General features: G+C 55.5%; 20 protein-coding genes. 14 read left to right on the forward strand and 6 right to left on the reverse strand.

The features are described 5' to 3' along the window. Window positions 1-3: 3 nt before the first annotated feature. From IPM31_03895 to IPM31_03960, 14 genes are all read left to right on the forward strand, one after another. Window positions 4-900, forward strand: coding sequence for a hypothetical protein (locus IPM31_03895; protein ID MBK9006116.1), 897 nt, complete (start codon window positions 4-6; stop codon window positions 898-900). A gap of 12 nt (window positions 901-912) precedes the next feature. After that, window positions 913-2,118 carry a sulfotransferase gene (locus IPM31_03900; protein MBK9006117.1) on the forward strand — a complete coding sequence of 402 codons (1,206 nt, stop codon included), beginning with the start codon at window positions 913-915 and terminating at the stop codon, window positions 2,116-2,118. 30 nt (window positions 2,119-2,148) lie between these two features. Further along, on the forward strand, window positions 2,149-2,439 hold the full coding sequence (locus IPM31_03905; protein MBK9006118.1) for a nuclear transport factor 2 family protein: 291 nt from the start codon (window positions 2,149-2,151) through the stop codon (window positions 2,437-2,439). Window positions 2,440-2,507: 68 nt separating this feature from the next. Then, complete coding sequence (locus IPM31_03910) at window positions 2,508-3,485, forward strand: aminopeptidase (GenBank protein ID MBK9006119.1); 978 nt, start codon at window positions 2,508-2,510, stop codon at window positions 3,483-3,485. Further along, the gene (locus tag IPM31_03915) at window positions 3,478-3,621 is read left to right on the forward strand and encodes a hypothetical protein (protein MBK9006120.1); all 144 of its coding nucleotides are present in this window, start codon (window positions 3,478-3,480) and stop codon (window positions 3,619-3,621) included. The genes IPM31_03910 and IPM31_03915 overlap by 8 nt, the downstream gene beginning before the upstream one ends. 89 nt (window positions 3,622-3,710) lie before the next feature. Further along, window positions 3,711-3,914, forward strand: coding sequence for a hypothetical protein (locus IPM31_03920; GenBank protein ID MBK9006121.1), 204 nt, complete (start codon window positions 3,711-3,713; stop codon window positions 3,912-3,914). A 41-nt stretch (window positions 3,915-3,955) separates the two neighbouring features. Then, window positions 3,956-4,351 (forward strand): glyoxalase, encoded by a 396-nt coding sequence (locus IPM31_03925; GenBank protein ID MBK9006122.1) that lies wholly within the window; start codon window positions 3,956-3,958, stop codon window positions 4,349-4,351. Window positions 4,352-4,764: 413 nt separating this feature from the next. Then, window positions 4,765-5,667 carry a DinB family protein gene (locus IPM31_03930; GenBank protein MBK9006123.1) on the forward strand — a complete coding sequence of 301 codons (903 nt, stop codon included), beginning with the start codon at window positions 4,765-4,767 and terminating at the stop codon, window positions 5,665-5,667. Window positions 5,668-5,898: 231 nt separating this feature from the next. Further along, window positions 5,899-6,603, forward strand: coding sequence for an alpha/beta fold hydrolase (locus IPM31_03935; protein MBK9006124.1), 705 nt, complete (start codon window positions 5,899-5,901; stop codon window positions 6,601-6,603). A gap of 30 nt (window positions 6,604-6,633) precedes the next feature. Continuing rightward, a complete protein-coding gene (locus tag IPM31_03940) occupies window positions 6,634-8,292 on the forward strand; it encodes a WD40 repeat domain-containing protein (protein ID MBK9006125.1) in 1,659 nt (552 codons plus the stop codon). A gap of 9 nt (window positions 8,293-8,301) precedes the next feature. Continuing rightward, complete coding sequence (locus tag IPM31_03945) at window positions 8,302-9,225, forward strand: class I SAM-dependent methyltransferase (protein ID MBK9006126.1); 924 nt, start codon at window positions 8,302-8,304, stop codon at window positions 9,223-9,225. A 154-nt stretch (window positions 9,226-9,379) separates the two neighbouring features. Then, window positions 9,380-10,207 carry an SDR family oxidoreductase gene (locus tag IPM31_03950; GenBank protein MBK9006127.1) on the forward strand — a complete coding sequence of 276 codons (828 nt, stop codon included), beginning with the start codon at window positions 9,380-9,382 and terminating at the stop codon, window positions 10,205-10,207. 100 nt (window positions 10,208-10,307) lie between these two features. Then, a complete protein-coding gene (locus IPM31_03955) occupies window positions 10,308-11,933 on the forward strand; it encodes a cyclic nucleotide-binding domain-containing protein (protein ID MBK9006128.1) in 1,626 nt (541 codons plus the stop codon). 63 nt (window positions 11,934-11,996) lie between these two features. Beyond that, window positions 11,997-12,587 (forward strand): hypothetical protein, encoded by a 591-nt coding sequence (locus IPM31_03960; GenBank protein ID MBK9006129.1) that lies wholly within the window; start codon window positions 11,997-11,999, stop codon window positions 12,585-12,587. A gap of 15 nt (window positions 12,588-12,602) precedes the next feature. Here the strand turns inward: IPM31_03960 and IPM31_03965 are convergent, their stop codons facing one another. The 6 genes from IPM31_03965 to IPM31_03990 form a co-directional block, all read right to left on the reverse strand. Next, window positions 12,603-12,746 carry a hypothetical protein gene (locus IPM31_03965; protein MBK9006130.1) on the reverse strand — a complete coding sequence of 48 codons (144 nt, stop codon included), beginning with the start codon at window positions 12,744-12,746 and terminating at the stop codon, window positions 12,603-12,605. Between the two features lie 9 nt (window positions 12,747-12,755). After that, window positions 12,756-13,067 (reverse strand): DUF3592 domain-containing protein, encoded by a 312-nt coding sequence (locus IPM31_03970; GenBank protein ID MBK9006131.1) that lies wholly within the window; start codon window positions 13,065-13,067, stop codon window positions 12,756-12,758. Between the two features lie 170 nt (window positions 13,068-13,237). Then, window positions 13,238-15,736, reverse strand: a complete 2,499-nt coding sequence (locus IPM31_03975; GenBank protein ID MBK9006132.1) for a transglycosylase domain-containing protein — start codon at window positions 15,734-15,736, stop codon at window positions 13,238-13,240. Between the two features lie 158 nt (window positions 15,737-15,894). Then, window positions 15,895-16,227: a DUF86 domain-containing protein gene (locus tag IPM31_03980; protein ID MBK9006133.1), complete on the reverse strand. Its 333-nt coding sequence runs from the start codon at window positions 16,225-16,227 to the stop codon at window positions 15,895-15,897. Then, a complete protein-coding gene (locus tag IPM31_03985) occupies window positions 16,217-16,510 on the reverse strand; it encodes a nucleotidyltransferase family protein (GenBank protein ID MBK9006134.1) in 294 nt (97 codons plus the stop codon). Before IPM31_03985 ends, IPM31_03980 begins: the two co-directional genes overlap by 11 nt. 15 nt (window positions 16,511-16,525) lie before the next feature. Beyond that, the gene (locus IPM31_03990) at window positions 16,526-17,851 is read right to left on the reverse strand and encodes a hypothetical protein (protein ID MBK9006135.1); all 1,326 of its coding nucleotides are present in this window, start codon (window positions 17,849-17,851) and stop codon (window positions 16,526-16,528) included. Window positions 17,852-17,858: the final 7 nt, after the last annotated feature.

Consider the following 17,858-nt stretch of genomic DNA (forward strand, 5'->3'; position numbering starts at 1 on the left):
GGAATGAACCTGAAATCTGTTTGGTCGGCGCTCGAAGAAAGTTCTGAAATTTTGTTTGGCAATTATGCCTATCCCGCCGCAGACAAAGCCGCAGAGGAACTTTCATTGCCTGACAATTTCTACAACTGGGTGCAGGCGATTTGGCTGTTCGATACTAATCTGTTTACCATCGCCCAGCTCATGCGGTGTTTTCCATACGGACTCGCACAGGCGAACGATGAAAGGTTGACCGCCGCAGTTCAGCAGGGATATTTGGTATCTGATGGTCAGGGAAAATATCGCGCCACCGAGTCGGGAAGAACCGCCGCGTTTCGACTCATCAAAGAGGGGAATGAATTGATGGCGGCTCTCGCTCCCATGCCCAAAGAGTCTTTGCAGACGCTTGGCAATCTTCTCGCCAGAATTTCAGACACGGCTTTTAGCTTTCCTGAACCGCCCGCGCATGTCTTGATAAAAGCCAAACAAGACCTCTACGAGCGGGCGGGAATATTCGCGACACTCGATGGCGTTGTTGCCCACTTCCTGCTGTTGGAGGGTCACCGCGACGATTGTTACATTCCCACATGGAGCGCGTATGGAGTCGAGGGCCACACGTGGGAAATGCTCGACTTTCTCTCACAGAACGACGCGCTGACATTCGATGATCTGCACAGCAAACTCAGCCGTCGCGGCGTGACGGAGGAAGTCCACGCGGAGGATGTGAGGGAACTCGCGCGGCGCGGGTGGGTGGAGGAAAGTTCGGGCGTGGTCAAAGCCACCGAAGCGGGCAAACAGGTTCGGGTGGAGGTCGAGGCGGAGACGGAACGGCTCTTCTTCCTGCCGTGGTCGTGTTTGAATGAGTCGGAGTTGGAAGAGTTGTCCGGTCTCGCAAGTCAATTGCGGGATGGATTGAAGAAATGAAAGGAGGTGCTTATGTTGCCAAACTACGCTCCCATGCCGTTGCGGTACAGAATCATCGATGCTCTGGGTTCGGGTATGGAGAAGTTGGGGATACCGCTCACTAGAATGGACGCCGAACGATTGCATCAACTTGCCGAACGCGAAACGGGCTTGAGCGATTTTGGCGATCCGTATTACCGCGTTGGGCTCGACACGTTGTTGCAGTCCATTGAAAAGGACGCCAACCTGCATTTCTTCGGCAGGTTTGGCGCTCGCATGGTGCTCCTCAGTAATCTGAGCCAGCGGTTGTTGTTTGTCGAAGCGCAGAAACGGAAGCCCGACGTTTTCCGTTCGGAGATCAACCCGCCTTTTGTCATCGTTGGGGTCCCGCGGTCTGGCACCACAATTCTACAGCGTATGCTCTCCGCCGATCCCGATAACACGGGGATTCCCATGTGGCGGCTTTACCGTCCCTTTGCTATTGACGGAAAAAAAGACGATCGCCTGGCATTGACGCGCTGGGAACTGGAGTTTCGCCGACCCATGTTTCCCGAAATGGATTCGAAGCATGTCATCCGCGAAGACACGGAGGAGGAGTGCATCTGGATGCAGGCGCTGACTTTCCATTCGGTTTCGTTTTGGGTGGTTACGCCTGTCTTTTCGTACGCCGAATGGCTCGTTGCCCAGGATCAGAAAAAATGCTACGAAGAATACGGTTTGCTTCTAAAGGTCCAGCAACAGGCAACCCCTGACAAACGGCTGGTTTTGAAAGCGCCCGATCATACGCATCATCTTGACGCTTTACTGTCGGCTGTGCCCAATGCCAGAATCATCCAATTGCATCGCAACCCAACCACCTGCCTGACCAGCGCAAACAGCATGTTCTATTCCGCCCATCGGGCTGCGACTCGCGATCTCAACGTGAAGCGCATGGCGGAGACCAACAAGAAAATGTACACCCGCTATCTGGAGGGCGGACGGCGATGCCGTGAAGATCCCGTAGTCAACAATGCTGTCCTGGATGTCCAATACGATCAAATGGTGGCGGATCCCATGCAAACCGTCAAAGACATTTATTCTCATTTTGGCGTTTCATGGACGGTTCAATACGAAGAACGATTAAAGACGTTCATGAGCCAGCACCCCAAAGATAAGCATGGCGCGCATCGCTATACCCCAGAGCAGTTCGGTCAATCTGCCGAGGAACTCGATCGGCACTTTGCGTCATTGATCCAATAATGTAAATGTCGCCCCAGTAAGAGGAGAATTATGACGAACAACAATGAATCTTCCGAAACGTCACAACAAAAACAGCGGGTGTCGGGTCTTTTCGACCGAGTCGCGAATACATTCGATCATGTCGGTCCCAGATTCTTTTCTCATTTTGGGCGCCGATTGGTTGAACTGGCGCATATTCCAAGTGGCGCGCATGTGCTTGACGTGGCAACTGGAAGAGGGGCGGCTCTTTTTCACAGGGAAGACGGGGAATGGCGCATCGTTCGACATCACGTTTCGATTGCGATCCCCAATGCAGAGTTGCTCGCCAAATACGGTATGTAGTGTCCAGTCTGTTAATGCGACTGTATGATGGATTAGGAAATTTGGTTAAGTAAACGAAAGGATTCCCAATGACAGAAAAAACTGAAACACCGCGATGGGCGACGAATGTCATCCACACCTGCATGGGACTGCAACGAGGGGAGAAGATTCTCATTGTTGTGGACGAGCCGCTCGGTTATGCGCGTGACGCACTGCTCGCCGAAGCCGCGCAGACCGACCCCGCCGAGTTGTGGAATTACACCTTCCCGAATGCGAGTCGCCCAATAAGTGAATACCCGTCGCCGTTATTGGCATTGGTGACACAAGTGGACGCTATTGTCTTTCTGTTCGCGTCGGTGAATCAGCTAAAAGAATCGCCTGCCTTGCTCGCGGGGCGCGCGGCAATTGGGAAAGGAATCGCTCGCGCGGGTTTGGGCGCTTTTATTGATCAAAGCATTCTGGATATTGAGATGAGCGCAGATTATGGACAGATTGCAACATTCACAGATTCGTTGACGCAGCGTTTGCAAGGGAGTTCCACCGCGCACATCACCACAGCGCTGGGAACCAACCTGCGATTGTCACTGGCAGGCAGGGAATGGAAAAAAGACACAGGCATATTGCGCGCTCAGAAAGCGTTTGGAAATCTACCCGCAGGTGAGACATACATCGCGCCCGTCGAAGACAGCGCGGAAGGTTTACTGGTCGTGGACAAGTGTTTTCCTGGCATGTTGTTATCCGAGCCAACGCGAATGACGTTTGAAAAGGGACGTGTAACTCACATCGAAGGCGGCGCGGGCGCGGAGTTTCTCCGAAGCGCATTTGCCCAACACGGCGATTCAGCCCGTGTCATCGCGGAATTGGGGATCGGCACAAACCCGCTGGCGCGGTTACAGGGCAACATCATCACCGATGAAAAAGTTCTAGGCACGATCCACGTTGCGGTGGGGCGCAGCGATTTTCTCGGCGGCAAAAATGTCGCGACCACTCACATTGACGGTGTGGTTAGTCAGCCTACGCTAGAGATTGACGGCAAGGTTGTGATTGAGAATGGGAAGCATGTGTAATGCAAGATTCATCACATCGGCGGGCAGGCAGGCGCGGGCGGAGGTCGAAGCGTTCGCGCCGCGGTCGTGCTTGAATGAGTCTGAGTTGGAGGAGTTGGCGAGTCTCGCAGGTCAATTGCGGGATGGGTTGAAGTAAAGCGAAACAAATTGAATGAACATCGGGCTTGCGCAATCTCAGCGAAAGCCTTTGTAAAATAAAATTTTCAAAAAGGAGAAAAAATCATCATGCGAAAGAAAAATTGGAGATTGGTCATTGCGGGCTGTTTGTTTATCGCCCTGGCGCTTGGGTTCTATTTCTTGATGCTGTCCATTGCGCCGAATTCCACCGACCCTGTGATGGCGATGCAAATCGCAGGCAGGGTGACTGGCATTGTCACTGGAGTCAGCATCGTCATCATCCTCGTCGGGCTAATTGGTAAAAAGAGTTAAAAGCCGATCCTATGTGAAAATGAGGCAGCCATATCCCCATGATCAAAACCCATTTTATCCTCTACGTCAAAGAACAGGTCCGCAGCGCCGAATTTTACACTCACGCGCTGGATTGCCAGCCCTCGCTCAACGAGCCTGGTATGACGGAGTTTACCCTCTCTGAAACCTGCGTCCTGGGAGTCATGCCCGAAGCGGGGATCAAACGCCTGCTCGGAGACCGCCTCCCCGATCCAGCGCGCGCGGGCGGGATCCCACGCTGCGAGGTTTACCTGCGCGTCGAAGACGCCTCCGCGTATCATCGCCGCGCGCTCGAAGCGGGCGCGACCGAATTGAGCGGACTCGCCCGCCGCGATTGGGGCGATGATGTCGCCTATTGCCTCGATTTGGACGGTCACACGCTGGCATTTGCGGAGAAGAGCAAACTGTTAGGTGACTAGAAAGTGAGTTGTAATTGTTCCAGCCACCTGACACTTTTGAATCAAGTGGTGGTCGAGTAGCCCCGAGGTACTCCGAGGGGCGTATCGAGACCACGATTCTGGCAATTTTCACCTATTGTTGGTCTCACCTCTTGCATAAGTTGCCCGACGTTTGAAAACGTCTCCTATGCAAAGCGTATTGTGCGCTCTCCCCTGGCAACGCCCGCCAGGGCAGTTGTTGCGCATTTTTGCAGGAGGTCTGTTGAAAAAGCGCTCGATACGGCGGCAACAGTACGTGTTCTTGAAAACAATTGGCATTTTCTGCCGCCTACCCTTCGGCAGGTTCAGGACAACGCTCGACCAACGGCGTGTTTTTGAAACAAACTGTCAGGTTGCTAGTCGTAATCTACTGATTATGAATTGGGAGATATTCCATGTTGAACGATAAATCGCAATGGACCGACACCCTCATCCACCTCTTTGCCCTCGCTTCGCGGCTGGAAGGGGAGGGACAATACAACCTCGCCAAGCTGACTCGCGCCGCGGCGGATTCGTTGTGCCGCCAGGAAACGTATCCGCTCGACATTCCCACCGACAAAGACGAACTAAGCGCCGAAGTCCAAAAAGCGCTTGAGGCGTTATCCCGTCTGAACGTGAGCGCGGAGTTGCTTTCCGCGTTGAAACAGGGCGCGGAGTTCATGGCTCAGGGAAAACTTTCGCCCATCACCGCCACGCCTCACCCGTACGTCTGCCGCGGGTGCGGACACGTCACGCTTTCTCCGCCCGTCGAGCCGTGCCCAACTTGCGGCGCATTTGCCGAGACCTTCCAAAAGTTCATGCCCAACTACTGGTTCGACGCGCTCCAGCCCGAGGCGGCGCGGGAACGCCTGCGTCAGACTCCGCTCGTGGTGGAGAAACTCATCGCGGGGTTATCCGATGAGGCGATGAATCAATCACCGTCCGACGGCGGCTGGGCGATCCGCAACACGTTGAGTCACTTGCGCGACGCGCAGGGCGTGCTCGATTTCCGCGTGGACTTGTTCCTCAAAGAGGCGCATCCCATCCTTGAATCGAAAGCCGTCTTCGCATGGGCAAAAAATGAATCGGAACGTCCGCCCTCGGGGCGCGACATCTTCGAGACCTATCGCGCCTCGCGCGCGGAGACTCTCCGCAAACTGGAATCGTTCGCCCCATCCGATTGGGAGCGCGTGGGCGAGCATGAAGAATTCGGCACGGTCACTCTCCGCCAGCAGGTCAGTTATTTCGCCGCGCACGAAGGCACGCATCTGGCGCAGATCGAAGCGCAAGCCGTCCATTGGCGGAGTGAACGTCGCTGACATGAATAACCCAACTCCCAACCCCGACCTCGTCGGCGACCTCTTTTGGGGCATCTTCAAACCCCAATAAATTCGCCTCGCGCTGACTCTCGATATCTTCGCGCCGTGGTCATGTTTAGCTGATTGAAGTGTATTCATCCTGTGGTCGCGCTGTGTGACAAAAGTCATTGGACATTTTTTCCTTTGACCAATACACTTACATATTATTCTCGAAATTGCCAAAGGAGAGATATGAAAACCTTCATACTCATTCACGGTATGTGGCACGGCGGCTGGTGTTGGGAGAGACTCGCTTCGATTCTTCACGCGATGGGACATCAAGTCTATACGCCCACACTGGCGGGACTCGCCGAACGCGCAAACATGCGCGGGGACGATATTGACTTGAACACCCATATTCAGGATGTGGTTGATTTGTGCCAAGCCGAAAATCTGCGCGATGTGATTCTCGTCGGTCACAGTTTGGGCGGATTCATGGCTCCCATCGTCGCGGACAGAATCCCCGAGCGCGTCGCGCACATCGTCAATCTCGATGGGATGGTTCCCGAAAATGGCAAGTCGCTGGCTGACCTGATCGGCGAGACGTGGGGCTTCTTCAAGAAGAAAGCAATCGAAGGCGGTGACGAGTGGTGGTGTCCGCCGATTCTGGAATGGACGTTCGGCGTCTCTGGCGCGGACTTGGAATGGGCGCAGTCCAAGTTGACTCCGCACCCGCTGAGGACGTTGTCCACGCCCGTCGCGCTCGAAAACCCACGCGCCAAATCCATCCCGTCTACTTTCATTCTTTGCTCCGAAGGGATGACGGAGGAAGAGATCACCGCCGAAGAAAAGAAGTTCACAGGCTTGGGAATGAAATTTCTGAGTCTGCCGACGGGTCACGACGCGATGATCACCATGCCGAAGGAACTGGCAAAGATTTTGCTAGAACTTGCATAATTCGCAAACTTCACTTGCCAAGGATGTTTCATGCTGCCAAAATCTGTGATGACTTTGAACTTTGTATTGATTCTATTCCTGCTCTCCTCCTGCTCGACCGTCGCCGCCCCGACGGGAAAGGCTGGGGAAACAGAATCCGCTCCCCCGTCGGGGAATGAGGCGAACGCCAGCCCGACGCCGATCCCGCCCACCGCCACATCCCTCCCCACGTTCACGCCGACTCCCGTCAGCCGCGTCGCAAGTCCCGAAAATATCGGCGAGTTTGTGCAGGTTTACAATTATTGGGAACAGGTGAGCGAGCAGATCGGGATGCCATTGACTGACGGGGTGATTTTTGATTTTGTCATCAGCCAGGATGGGAGCAGGTTTGCGATGGGATTCTGCAAGGGAGGGACTCATTCGATGACAGGGTATTGCCTGGCGGATAGCGTGATCGCGGTGAGGGACGCGCTGACGGGAGAGGCGATTCAGACTCTCCCTGTGGGCGACCTGAGCGTTCAGTCGGTGTCGTTTTCGCCCGATGGAAAAAAACTGCTGGCGACCCTGAAAAATATGTCGCTCGATTTTGTGATGGCGCTGTACGACCTGGAGACGGGCAAGCGCGAGCGCGCGTATTTTGACGGCAAGGCGGAAGATTGGTCTTATGTCACCGCCGAGTTCAGCCCCGACGGTGAGTTGATTTTATACAACTACAAAGGCGAAGACGATATACTGGAGATTCGCAGGGCTTCGGATTGGGAATTGCTCGGTTCCAAACTGGGCGTATTCAGTTACGAGAACATCGTGTTTGGCGACGACCCGAACATCGCGTACGGCTATGGGTATGACCCCGCCGCGTTCAAATTCGTCGTCTTCCGCATTGACCTGACTACTTATCAGGTTGTGGAAGTGGCGCGTTTCGACGATGAGAATTACCTGAAGCCTAGTTATCTGAACGTCATATCGCCCAACGGGAAATGGATTGTCTTCTTTTGGTATGGAGACTCGACCCTGAAAGTCCACGATCTCGAAAGCGGCGAATTGGTCGCCACCCTCAGCGAGCCAGAAATGTTCGATATTCGCGACGCCCGCTTCAGTCCCGACAGCCGCCTGCTGTTGGCGGATGGAGCCTTCGTCTGGGATCCCGACATCTTCGATTGGTCGCCTCCCGCCTTGAACGCGTGGGATACGTCCACGTGGGAGCATACCGCCTACGTGTACGGGAGTCACAAAGACGCGGATTGGATCTGGTTCGACAAGTCGGGCGAATCGTTCATCACCGCGGACAGGGTGGAGATCATGCGCTTCACCCTCCCCGACGCGGATTTTCTCGACGCGCAAGCCAGCGTGGAGAAATATCTCGACGCCGTCAGCGCGGGCGATTACGTCACCGCCGCCGATATGTTATTCCTGCCCGAAAATAGCGCATACGAGTTACTCGTCAGCAACGGCTTCGACCCCACGGATATGCCCACTGCGCTCGAAGGCGCCTGCGCCGTGCAGGACGGCTTTCCGTGCCTGCCCCTGCGTGACATTGTCCTGGGCTACCGCGAACCCGCGGGCGAAGACGGCGTGGTATACAGATTCTTTGTCACCTTCACCGCGCCCGACGGCTCGCAATTTATCGCGTCCGACGGCACAGACGAGTTCATCATCTGGGTCGGCGCGGACGGGAAGATCATGTCCCTGCACCCTGGGGCATTGGAGTGAGAGTATTAAATGACCCAACAAACATCCACCACCGTCAACCCCTGGTCGGACGACGACAACTCTGTCTTTCTGCGCCTGCGGATGAAGACCTTCTGGAATGGCGACTACTTCGAGCGGATCATCCTCCCGCTTCTCGACCTGCCCCAAAGCGGGCGCGTCCTCGACGTGGGCTGCGGCAACGGCGGCATTTCGCTTCTTCTCGCGGAACATCGCCCCGACCTGAAAATCACGGGAGCCGATTACGAATCGAAACCCATCGAAGACGCTTCCGCGTATGCCGCGCGTAACGGACTCAAGAATCTCACCTTCGAGCAGGGTGACGCGCACAACTTGAAATACGACGACGCGACGTTTGATGCAGTTGTCTGTCAGACCGTGTTGACTCACGTCCGCGACGCGGAAACGGTCATCAGGGAAATGGCGCGCGTCCTCAAGCCTGGCGGAATCTTCTTCGCGGCGGAATACACCAACTCCGCGATGGCGAACTACGACAACGTCCACTTCGACAAATACGACGAAGCCTGGTATCGCGAGTATTATCGAATCAACCTGCTGTTCATGAAAGGCAAGAAGGCGTTGGGACGCGGGGACAATACCGTCGGCGTGCGCGTGCCGTTGCTGGCGACTCAGGCTGGATTGGATGTGTACGACGTCCGTCTCAATGACCGTGCCATGCACGGCTTCCCTCCCTATCGCCACGAGAAGCAGAGGAATTATCTCGAACTCGTCAAAACAGCGAACATCGTTGACGACGATGAAAAATGGCTGAGGCTGGATATCGAAACCGTGATGGCTGGCGGCGGCACGGAAGAGGACGGTCGCTGGTTCCATCACGCCATAGACAGCGCGGGAATCGTCCGCGCGATTGACGAGGGGACGTTTGCCGCGACGGGGTCGTTTGCGTTATATTTGACGTTTGCGAGAAAAACCTAATTCTTCGTCATTGCGAACGATGGTCGAGTAGGGCTGAGTGTTCTTCTCAGCCCGTATCGAGACCGAGTGAAGCAATCTCTGCATTCAACAAAGGGATTGCTTCGTCGGGGAGAACACTCTTCTCGCAATAACGGAAAACTCTTTGGAGACCAACATGGAATCAAAACTCACAGGACAAACCGCCATCGTCACAGGCGGCGGGCGCGGATTTGGGCGCGAGATCGCGCGCGCGTTGGCGAAGGAAGGAGTCAAGATCGCGGTGGTGGCGCGTTCGGCGGATCAACTCGCGGAGACCGTGTCGCTGATTCAAAACGAAGGCGGACAGGCAATCCCCGTCACCGCCGATGTGACCGATGTTTCCGCCGTTGCCAAGATGGTCGCGCAGGTCGAGCGCGAACTCGGCGCGGTGGATATTCTCGTCAACAACGCGGGGCGGCTCACGTCCATTGCGCCCGTCTGGGAGGCGAATCCCGATGAATGGTGGCGCGATGTGGAAGTGAACATCCGCAGCGTGTTTCTTTGCTGTCACGCCGTCTTGAAAGGCATGACCCAGCGCAAACGCGGACGAATCATCAACTTCACCAGTTCGGGCATGCCCAATGTCTCGGCGTATGATTGCTCGAAGGTCGCGGTCACGCGCTTTACGGATACGCTCGCAAGCGAAGTCAAAGAATTTGGCATTTCCGTTTTTGCCATGACCGTGGGTCCCACGCACACCGAGATGATGGATTACATGATCGAATCCGAAGCCGGGCGCAAGTGGCTGCCCGACCTGTCGAAATGGCTCGAAGGCAAATGGCAGCCCGCCGAGTTGGCGGGGACGCTGGCGGTGACTCTCGCTTCGGGCAAGTACGACGCGCTGACGGGACGCTGGGTCAGCCCTGAGGATGATTTGGATGACATGCTGAAACGGATCGAGGAAGTGGAGAAGGATGGGTTGTATGCCTGGAGCATTCGTGGCTTGAAAAATCAGGCGGGGTAAGGTCAATGAATCGCTTTACAGATGTTGTAAAATTAATTGACGCGGCGTCCGTGCAGCGTTGGCGTTTATGTTATAAACGCGTCTGCATTATTGCCCATATATGAAAAGCCAACACGTACCCCTCCTCAAACGCCTGCAATCCTTCGAATTCCTGCGCGGGTTGGATTCTGCCATACTAAAAGATTTGGCGGGTAAATCGGCGTGGAAGGTGTACGCGCCCAACGAAGTCATTTTTTGGGAAGGCGACCAGCAATCAAATTTGTATTATCTGCAATACGGCTCGTTGAAGGTGTTGAAGTCCGCGCCCGACGGGCGGCAGCAGGTGTTACGCTTCATTAACGCGGGCGAGGTGTTCAACGAAATTGCCGCGCTTGCGGGCAAACCCAACCCCGCCACCGCCATCGCGCTGGAAGAATCGGGGTTGTGGTTGATTCCGCGCGGCGCGTTGTATCTCGCCCTGCCAGCCATGCTGGAGTATGTTTTTGCAAAGGTCGGGCTGGATCGCAAAGCAGTCTTGCTGCTGAAGCGAATCACCGCGCCGCAGACGACGGTTTTGCCTAACGGCGACAAGGTCACATTTGGCGACGGCTTGCGCGTGACCGTCGAAAAGAAAAATGGCAGGGTGGACGAAGCCGCGCTGAAAAAAGAGTTGGACAACATGATGAAACGCTGGGAGCCAGCCCTGCGCCTGCTCACCGAAGACATCCTGGTCAATCCGCTTTCGTTCTCGCGCATTCTCACCAGAGGCTGGCGGCACTTGCCCAAGTTTGGCGGCACGGTAGCAGACGAGTTGAAGCGCCTCTTTAGCGACGATTCAGTTCGCGCCGCGATGTCGGGCGTTTTGCTGTACACGGGTCTGCCACCTGAAAAACAGCCCGCCATTTCGGTGATGGGTCTGGTGACGCTCTTTGGCGACGGCTTTCATTTGCCCGAGGGCGGCATGGGCAAAGTGCCCGAGGCGCTCAGTCAGGCAATGCTCGCGCACGGCGGAGAAATCCATTTGAATACGCGGGTGGATAAAATCATCGTCAAGGATGGTCGCGCGCGCGGCTTGGAAATTCGCGGGCAGGGCTTGGTGGAAGTGGATGCGGTTCTTTCGACGGTCAGCGGGATGCTAACCTTCGGCTCTTTACTCGCTGACGAGGATTCCCCGCCTCGCTTGAAGCGCATGGCAAAAGAAGCGAATCTATCGCACAGCGCGTTTTCGGTGCAACTCGGTTTGCGGAACAAAATAGACGCGCCCAGTCATTCGCATTGTTTCCTGCCGCCGATGGAAAATCAAAGCGATGTGTTCACTCCCTGCGACGAAGGTGTAAAGTGGCTGGTGTACGACGCGCCGACGGTGACTCTGCCCGAACTCGCGCCCGCGGGCGGAAGCGTGATCGAAATGTATCCGCCCGTGCGCCGCGACTTGCCGCTCGACGATTGGAGCGAAGAGAAAAAAGAGGCGGTTCTCGAAAAAGCGGTGGCGGCTCTGTCGCGCGTTCATCCATTGGACATTGCCGTCAAGCGCATCGTCAGCCCGAAGGATTTCAGCGTCAATCTGAATTTGTATCGCGGAGCAGTGTACGGTTTGTCGCCGCAGATCGCGCCGTGGAATCACTTCCCACATCGCACGCCGATTCAAGGCTTGTACCAGACGGGGCAGACCACCTCCCCAGGCTACAGCGTGGGGCGAGCCGCCACGTCGGGCATCCTCGCCGCCGAAACGCTGATGACGGAATAGAGACGCGAAGATTTAACATCCAACGCAACACAAACACAACATCAAAGGATATTCACGATCAATATGAAGAAACTGTTCTTGGCATTGGTAATGATTACGTTAGCCGCCTGCGCGCCATCCACGCTATCCACACCCGAAAATACCCTCGTTGCGCCTGTGACGGAAGCGCCGACAGAAAGCCCAACCGCGCAGGGGAACGGTTGCCCTGCTGAGATAGCAGGCATGAAACTGCTGATAAACGAGGAGAATGGATACTGCCTGCTGTACTCCGCTGACCACTCCGTGATTCTGCCGCATTTGATTGTCATCAATCCCGTCAATGCGCCTGGGGATGTCCCTGGGGAGGCTTGGGCGGAAATCGTGATGGAGCCAGCGTCGGGTCGCACCGCGGCGCAAGTGGCGGACGCTCAAATTGCAGAATGGGGTGAGGGCTTCGGCATCACGCGGAGCGAGATTCTGGTGGACGGTCAGCAGGCAATTGTGGTGGACGGACTCCCCGGTCCGGACTCGCAACGCAAGGTTTTCGTGGTCGGCAACGAGCGTCTCTACACCTTGGCGTTCCTGCCGTGGTTTCCTTCCAATGACCCGAGCCAACCTACGCCGCTGGAAAATCTATATGCGACGATTGTGGGAACGATTCACTTTTTGCCGTAGGATGCGGGCTTTCACTCAAAACGCAAACCCAAAAGCGATCGCCATCCCGCACAGCATCACATCGAAGACAACCAGCAACAGCCACATCAGCCACTGCGCGTGCGCCTTTTTCTCCAGCACCGCATCGGAGGGGTTGTTCGGATCGTAGAACACTATCACCTGCGCGCCTTAGGGATATTTCGCGATCACCCGCCCCGCGCCCGTGCCGCCCACTTCCATCCCCGGCGCGATCTTTGCGCCTTGATACGTCTGCCCGCCGACTTGATACGAATATTGCACAACGGGATAATTCACGCTTCCGCTGTCGCCTGAACGCCTGCGCTCCAAATAGGATGCCAGCACCGTTCCCATCGCAGACGACCAACCTTGCACCGCGTTCATTTTCCGCTGGGTGAAAAAAATAATCGCAAGAAAGACCACGTTCAATATTACGAAAACACAACCAAGAATTCCAACTGTCAGCATGGATTCGTTGCTCATATCTGCTCCTTGTTGTTTGTACTTCGTATTACGTACTTCGTATTGCGTATTCCGCACCGCGTATTACGTAGTACGCAGTATTCATCCCTCATCCCTGAACAAAAGTCTCCAATCTCCAGTCTCTAATCTCCAATTCTCCAATTACGAATTACCACTTACCAATAACTCCCTCACCTCACCGTCACCTGCACCACCGCGCTATCCACGTGCTGATCGGTTCTCACTACCTGCAACTGTATGGCATACAACCCGCTCAAGCCATCCGTGTTCCACTCGGCGAGTAGACCATTGGTCACGGGCGCGTTGCCTTCGCCGATCTGAATCCACTCTTGCGGATTGAGTCCCTGCCCGATCAATACGCGATATGATGCAAAGTCTGCGCCAGCCGCGGTGCCGTTGACTTGCACCACTCCGCCCACCTCCGCAAACAATTCGGGGAAAGTGATATTCACATCGGGATTCGTCGGCGGGGCTTGAATGACATCATACGAGGAAGGCGGAATCGCCACGCCCGCGCTCTCTGCCCACGCGCGCGCATCGGACGGAACGACAAGATACACGCGCTCCTCAATTAATTGCGGCAACGTGAACACGGTGGCAAGCAAACCTGTCTCGCGGTTGATGGCGTACTTGCGATACATGTTATCGGCTTGCACAGGTTCGTTGCCCTGCAAGAAAACTTCATTCACCACGTTGGGACAATCCGATGTCGGCAACATGCCCGACGGATCGCACACATTGATCACCGAAACACCCGCAGGCAATGACCAATCTTCGGCGGGTAAATTTTGCGAGGCAACTTGCATCAACGCGTTCCACAACACACTGGAAATGCGCGGCGATAAATTTGTTGATTCGCGCGAACCTGCCCACACAGCAACCACGCGCAACGGCGAATAACCGATCGTCCACGCATCGAGCGCGTCTTCAGTTTGACCCAACATCACCGCGGCGGGTCTGCCTACGTTGAACGCGCTTGAATGATCCACACGCGCCGATTCATCGCTCAGCGAATGATTGATCAAATACGCAAGCGCGGGCGTGACCACAGGCTTCGCTTGCGGCGTCGTCCAATCGAGCCACACGCTGTCGTCGTTGCCCTCCACTTTCAAAATCGTCACCGACGTAAATTCATCATTGATGCTCTGCCCAAAATGCACGCCCTGCTCCGCGAACACGCCATACGCGCTCGCCGCGTCCACCAACGACAGATCAACGTTACGCGCGACTCCAAACGACGACATGATGTTGTCCACATTTTCAACGCCCATTTGCGATAGCACTTGCGCGGCGGGCGCGGGATAATCGTTCACCAACGCTGTCCGCAAACGGATGGGTCCGTGATACGCGCCGTCAAAATTTTGGATTTCCGTTTTACCGGGGATGTCCCACACTAATGAAGCGGGACTCAAGCCTCGGGTGAATCCAGTCAAATAGACAAACGCGTCTAACGCGGACCCCGACCTGTGCGCGCCTACGAGAGGCGTTTCTCGCCCCTCGAACGTTTCGCCGACCACCGCGAGGATTTGTCCCGTTGTTGGATCGGTGATGATCGCGCTGGCAGATGAATCGGGAATCGTGACCGAAGGCGGCAGAGCGGATAAGAATCGCAACGAGTCACATTGAATGGATGGATCAGGCAGACCCGCGAGTCGCGCCGCGTAAAACGCGCTGACGCATGAGGCTTGTTGTTGCACATTGAAATCCAATGTTGAGATGATCGTCAAGCCGCCGCGTTCGATACGCGCGCGCGGGAATTGCGAATCCAATTGGGCGAGGAGCAGGTTGACGAAAGCCGCGGCAGGTTGAACGTCGGGAGGAGGCGGTGGCTGAAAGAAGGGAGATTCTCCCAGCGCGTTGGCTGTCGCTTCGTCCGATAAAAATCCAAGAGCCGACATCTTCCGAATCGTTTCGTGTCCGCGTTCGATGGCAGTCTGCGGCGCGTCGTGCGGATTCAGACTCGGCGAGTCGCTCACCGCCGCGAGGATGGCGGACTCGGCAGTGGAAAGTTGCGTGGCGGATTTTCCGAAGTAGAGTTGCGCCGCGCTTTCGGCGCCGAACGCATAGCGACCGAAGTGCGCCGAGTTGAGATACCACTCGAGGATTTGTGCGCGCCCGAATTGCGACGTGATCTGCGCGGCGAGGATGCGTTCACGCAACGCGCGTCGGAATGATGGCGGCTCGTTGAAGAGGAGGAGATCGGAGACGAGTCGTTGCGCGAGGGTGGTGTGTAATTGGTAATTGGTAATTGTGGCGAGGTCGTAGCCCGCGTGATCGTAAAAATTTGGGTCGGAGGTGGCGATGACGGCGTCGGCGAGGGATTGAGGAAGATGTTGCGGGTTTGCGTCGCTGAGGGGAATGTAACGGCGCGGAGAATCATCGGGCGCGAAGGTGAATAAAATATGTTCGCGCGTGCGGTCATAGATGCGCGTGGGTTGGAGGAGGAGCCCGTTGGGAGGATTGAGGAGAATTGGGAGAGTTTGTATCGAGGGCAGGTCGCGCGTGAGGCTCACATACGCAAACGCAGTGACGATGATGAGCGCGGCAATCACCAACGAAAGGATCATCCCCGCGCTGACGAAGAGACTGCGCTTGCGAGAGTCGCTGGCGTGTTGTTTGGCGAGTCGCCGCTCGCGCCGCGCGCGCAGGATGGGGAGGGTGGAGGGCATGGGGGAATTGTAAAGGCTTGTCGTGAGTTTGTCGAAGGGAGGAAGGAGGAAGGATGATTATGGAGGAAAGACGAAAGAGGAAAGATGGTGGAAAGTAGAAAGTGGATTATGGTGTTATTGTGAATTTCACCCCTCGATCAATTCCCCCTGTCATTTCATCAAAGTAGCTTTTCTAATTCAGGGATCAAGGGCGGCAAGTCGTTTTGGACTGTATCCCACATTACTTTTTCATCCACCTTGAAATACACGTGCACGATCCGATTCCGCATGGCGCGCATCAAACTCCATGGGATGGAAGTGTGCGCTTCTTCCACTTCTTCGGGAATTTGATTCGCCGCCTCGCCAATGATGATGAAATTCATCTCGACCGCGCGAATCGATTTATCGTCTTCCTTGAATGTTTCGAAATCCATGTCCGCTGTGAATTTCTGGATTTCGGCAATCGCGCTGAGAATATCACGAATACGGTCCTGCCAGCCTCTAGGTGACATGGATCAATTCCCCCATCACGCGCTCGCGAATGTAGGGTTTCAAGCTGTCGGGAGTCCCAAGGTCAACGGGACAGCCGAGTAATTTTTCAAGGTAATCCTGCAACGCGAACAAGCCGAAATAACCGACGGGGCGGTTGAACTCGACGAGCAAATCCACATCGCTGGAGGTTGTGGCGTCATTCCGCGCGACAGAGCCAAACAGCAACAGGGATTTGACGCCGAATTGTCTTTCCATTTCGGCGTTCTTTTGCCTCAAGAGTTGAATAACGGCTTCCTGTTTCATGTCGAATATTATACGCTATCCTTCGATCAAATCTCCCAGCCATTCCATCAACCCGCCTGAGCCATTTTCTGGCAGATCGCTCTTCACGGTTCCAGTCCAGCCGTTGATCAACACGAGATGCTCGCGCCCGCCGAAGGGAAGTTCGGTCATCCACACAGGGAGCAGGGTGAGGCGGAAGGATTCGACCATCATCTTTGACGATGATGTGGAAATGAGTTGCGCGGGGGCGATGAGCGCAGGCAGTTCGCGTTTGTAGCGGGCGAGCGCTTGCACGCGAGCGTCGAGCGAGGCTTCCGCCATCGGGATGTCGTACACTTCGGCGGGCCAGTTCGCAAGATAACCCGCTTCGTATGGCTTGACGGCTTTCAATTCAAAGGTGGGAATCAATTGTTGGAAGACGCCTGAAAGTTTTCGCGCGGCAGGGATGGGCAGGTCGTTGATCAAAACGGGATACGAATCGGAGACGCGCTTCATCCGCATTTCAGATGTTGGTTGGCCGAAAACACCTTTATCATTTTCATACATTTCGCCCACATACTGAATTTCACCGCCGATGTCGAATGTCCATAACGGGAGATAAACGCCGCGCGGCAGATCAACTTTCTTTTCGGGTTGAATCTTGTTTTTCTCCACCCATTCGACCAAATATTTGATCGCGCGTTGTTGATCGAATTGATGCGGGATGATGCCATCGGGCGCGAGCAGTTGCTCCTCCGATTCCCAGTTGACGACGTGAGGCGAGCCGCAATAGACGCATGTGGTTGAAATTTGATTCGGCGGCAGGATGAACTCGCATCCGCAACCTTCGCAGTGGAAGACTTGCTGGTTCAACGGCTTGCCGTGTCCGCGCGCGGTTGCCATGGCGACGATGAAATCCTTTTCCCCCGCAAGGGGGGCGGCGCCGGGTTGCCCAACAAACTTTTGATTGCGCGAACAGTATTCGCACGTCAGCGATTGACCGTCGGGAGAGAACGACATCCGCCCGCCGCATTTGGGACACATGAATCGCTCGGCGTCTGCGGAGCGCAATCCCTCAGGCGGGAGAGGCAGATGGTCGGGGTCAACGATCTCGTCCGCTTTGAGTTTGCCGTCGAGGATCGCCAGCGCGCGCCGCGCCCGCGCGTGTTGCAGATTATGCGCGAGGCAATTTTCCAACGCTTTGCGCTTTTCGGCTTTATCGTCAATCAACTGGCTCATCCAAAACCATGTTTCGGCGAGGACATCGTGATCGTGGCTCATGTAGGCGGCGCGATCCAAGTAGCGGAGCGCGGCGTCTTTGTGTCCCGCCTTCGCTTCGATGATTCCACTGCGTAATAATTCTCTGCCGTAATCGCTGAACATCAATTAA

This window comes from Candidatus Defluviilinea gracilis, assembly GCA_016716235.1.
In the GTDB taxonomy this organism is placed as follows: Bacteria; Chloroflexota; Anaerolineae; order Anaerolineales; family Villigracilaceae; genus Defluviilinea; species Defluviilinea gracilis.

Excerpts from the sequence above, each read along its gene's own strand:
- IPM31_03910 (MBK9006119.1), top strand. The coding sequence starts at position 2,508 with ATGACAGAAAAAACTGAAACACCGCGATGGGCGACGAATGTCATCCAC.
- IPM31_03960 (MBK9006129.1), top strand. The coding sequence starts at position 11,997 with ATGAAGAAACTGTTCTTGGCATTGGTAATGATTACGTTAGCCGCCTGC.
- IPM31_03895 (MBK9006116.1), top strand. The coding sequence starts at position 4 with ATGAACCTGAAATCTGTTTGGTCGGCGCTCGAAGAAAGTTCTGAAATT.
- IPM31_03955 (MBK9006128.1), top strand. The coding sequence starts at position 10,308 with ATGAAAAGCCAACACGTACCCCTCCTCAAACGCCTGCAATCCTTCGAA.
- IPM31_03950 (MBK9006127.1), top strand. The coding sequence starts at position 9,380 with ATGGAATCAAAACTCACAGGACAAACCGCCATCGTCACAGGCGGCGGG.
- IPM31_03945 (MBK9006126.1), top strand. The coding sequence starts at position 8,302 with ATGACCCAACAAACATCCACCACCGTCAACCCCTGGTCGGACGACGAC.
- IPM31_03920 (MBK9006121.1), top strand. The coding sequence starts at position 3,711 with ATGCGAAAGAAAAATTGGAGATTGGTCATTGCGGGCTGTTTGTTTATC.
- IPM31_03975 (MBK9006132.1), bottom strand. The coding sequence starts at position 15,736 with ATGCCCTCCACCCTCCCCATCCTGCGCGCGCGGCGCGAGCGGCGACTC.
- IPM31_03985 (MBK9006134.1), bottom strand. The coding sequence starts at position 16,510 with ATGAAACAGGAAGCCGTTATTCAACTCTTGAGGCAAAAGAACGCCGAA.
- IPM31_03970 (MBK9006131.1), bottom strand. The coding sequence starts at position 13,067 with ATGAGCAACGAATCCATGCTGACAGTTGGAATTCTTGGTTGTGTTTTC.
- IPM31_03915 (MBK9006120.1), top strand. The coding sequence starts at position 3,478 with ATGTGTAATGCAAGATTCATCACATCGGCGGGCAGGCAGGCGCGGGCG.
- IPM31_03980 (MBK9006133.1), bottom strand. The coding sequence starts at position 16,227 with ATGTCACCTAGAGGCTGGCAGGACCGTATTCGTGATATTCTCAGCGCG.
- IPM31_03940 (MBK9006125.1), top strand. The coding sequence starts at position 6,634 with ATGCTGCCAAAATCTGTGATGACTTTGAACTTTGTATTGATTCTATTC.
- IPM31_03900 (MBK9006117.1), top strand. The coding sequence starts at position 913 with ATGTTGCCAAACTACGCTCCCATGCCGTTGCGGTACAGAATCATCGAT.
- IPM31_03935 (MBK9006124.1), top strand. The coding sequence starts at position 5,899 with ATGAAAACCTTCATACTCATTCACGGTATGTGGCACGGCGGCTGGTGT.
- IPM31_03930 (MBK9006123.1), top strand. The coding sequence starts at position 4,765 with ATGTTGAACGATAAATCGCAATGGACCGACACCCTCATCCACCTCTTT.
- IPM31_03990 (MBK9006135.1), bottom strand. The coding sequence starts at position 17,851 with ATGTTCAGCGATTACGGCAGAGAATTATTACGCAGTGGAATCATCGAA.
- IPM31_03905 (MBK9006118.1), top strand. The coding sequence starts at position 2,149 with ATGACGAACAACAATGAATCTTCCGAAACGTCACAACAAAAACAGCGG.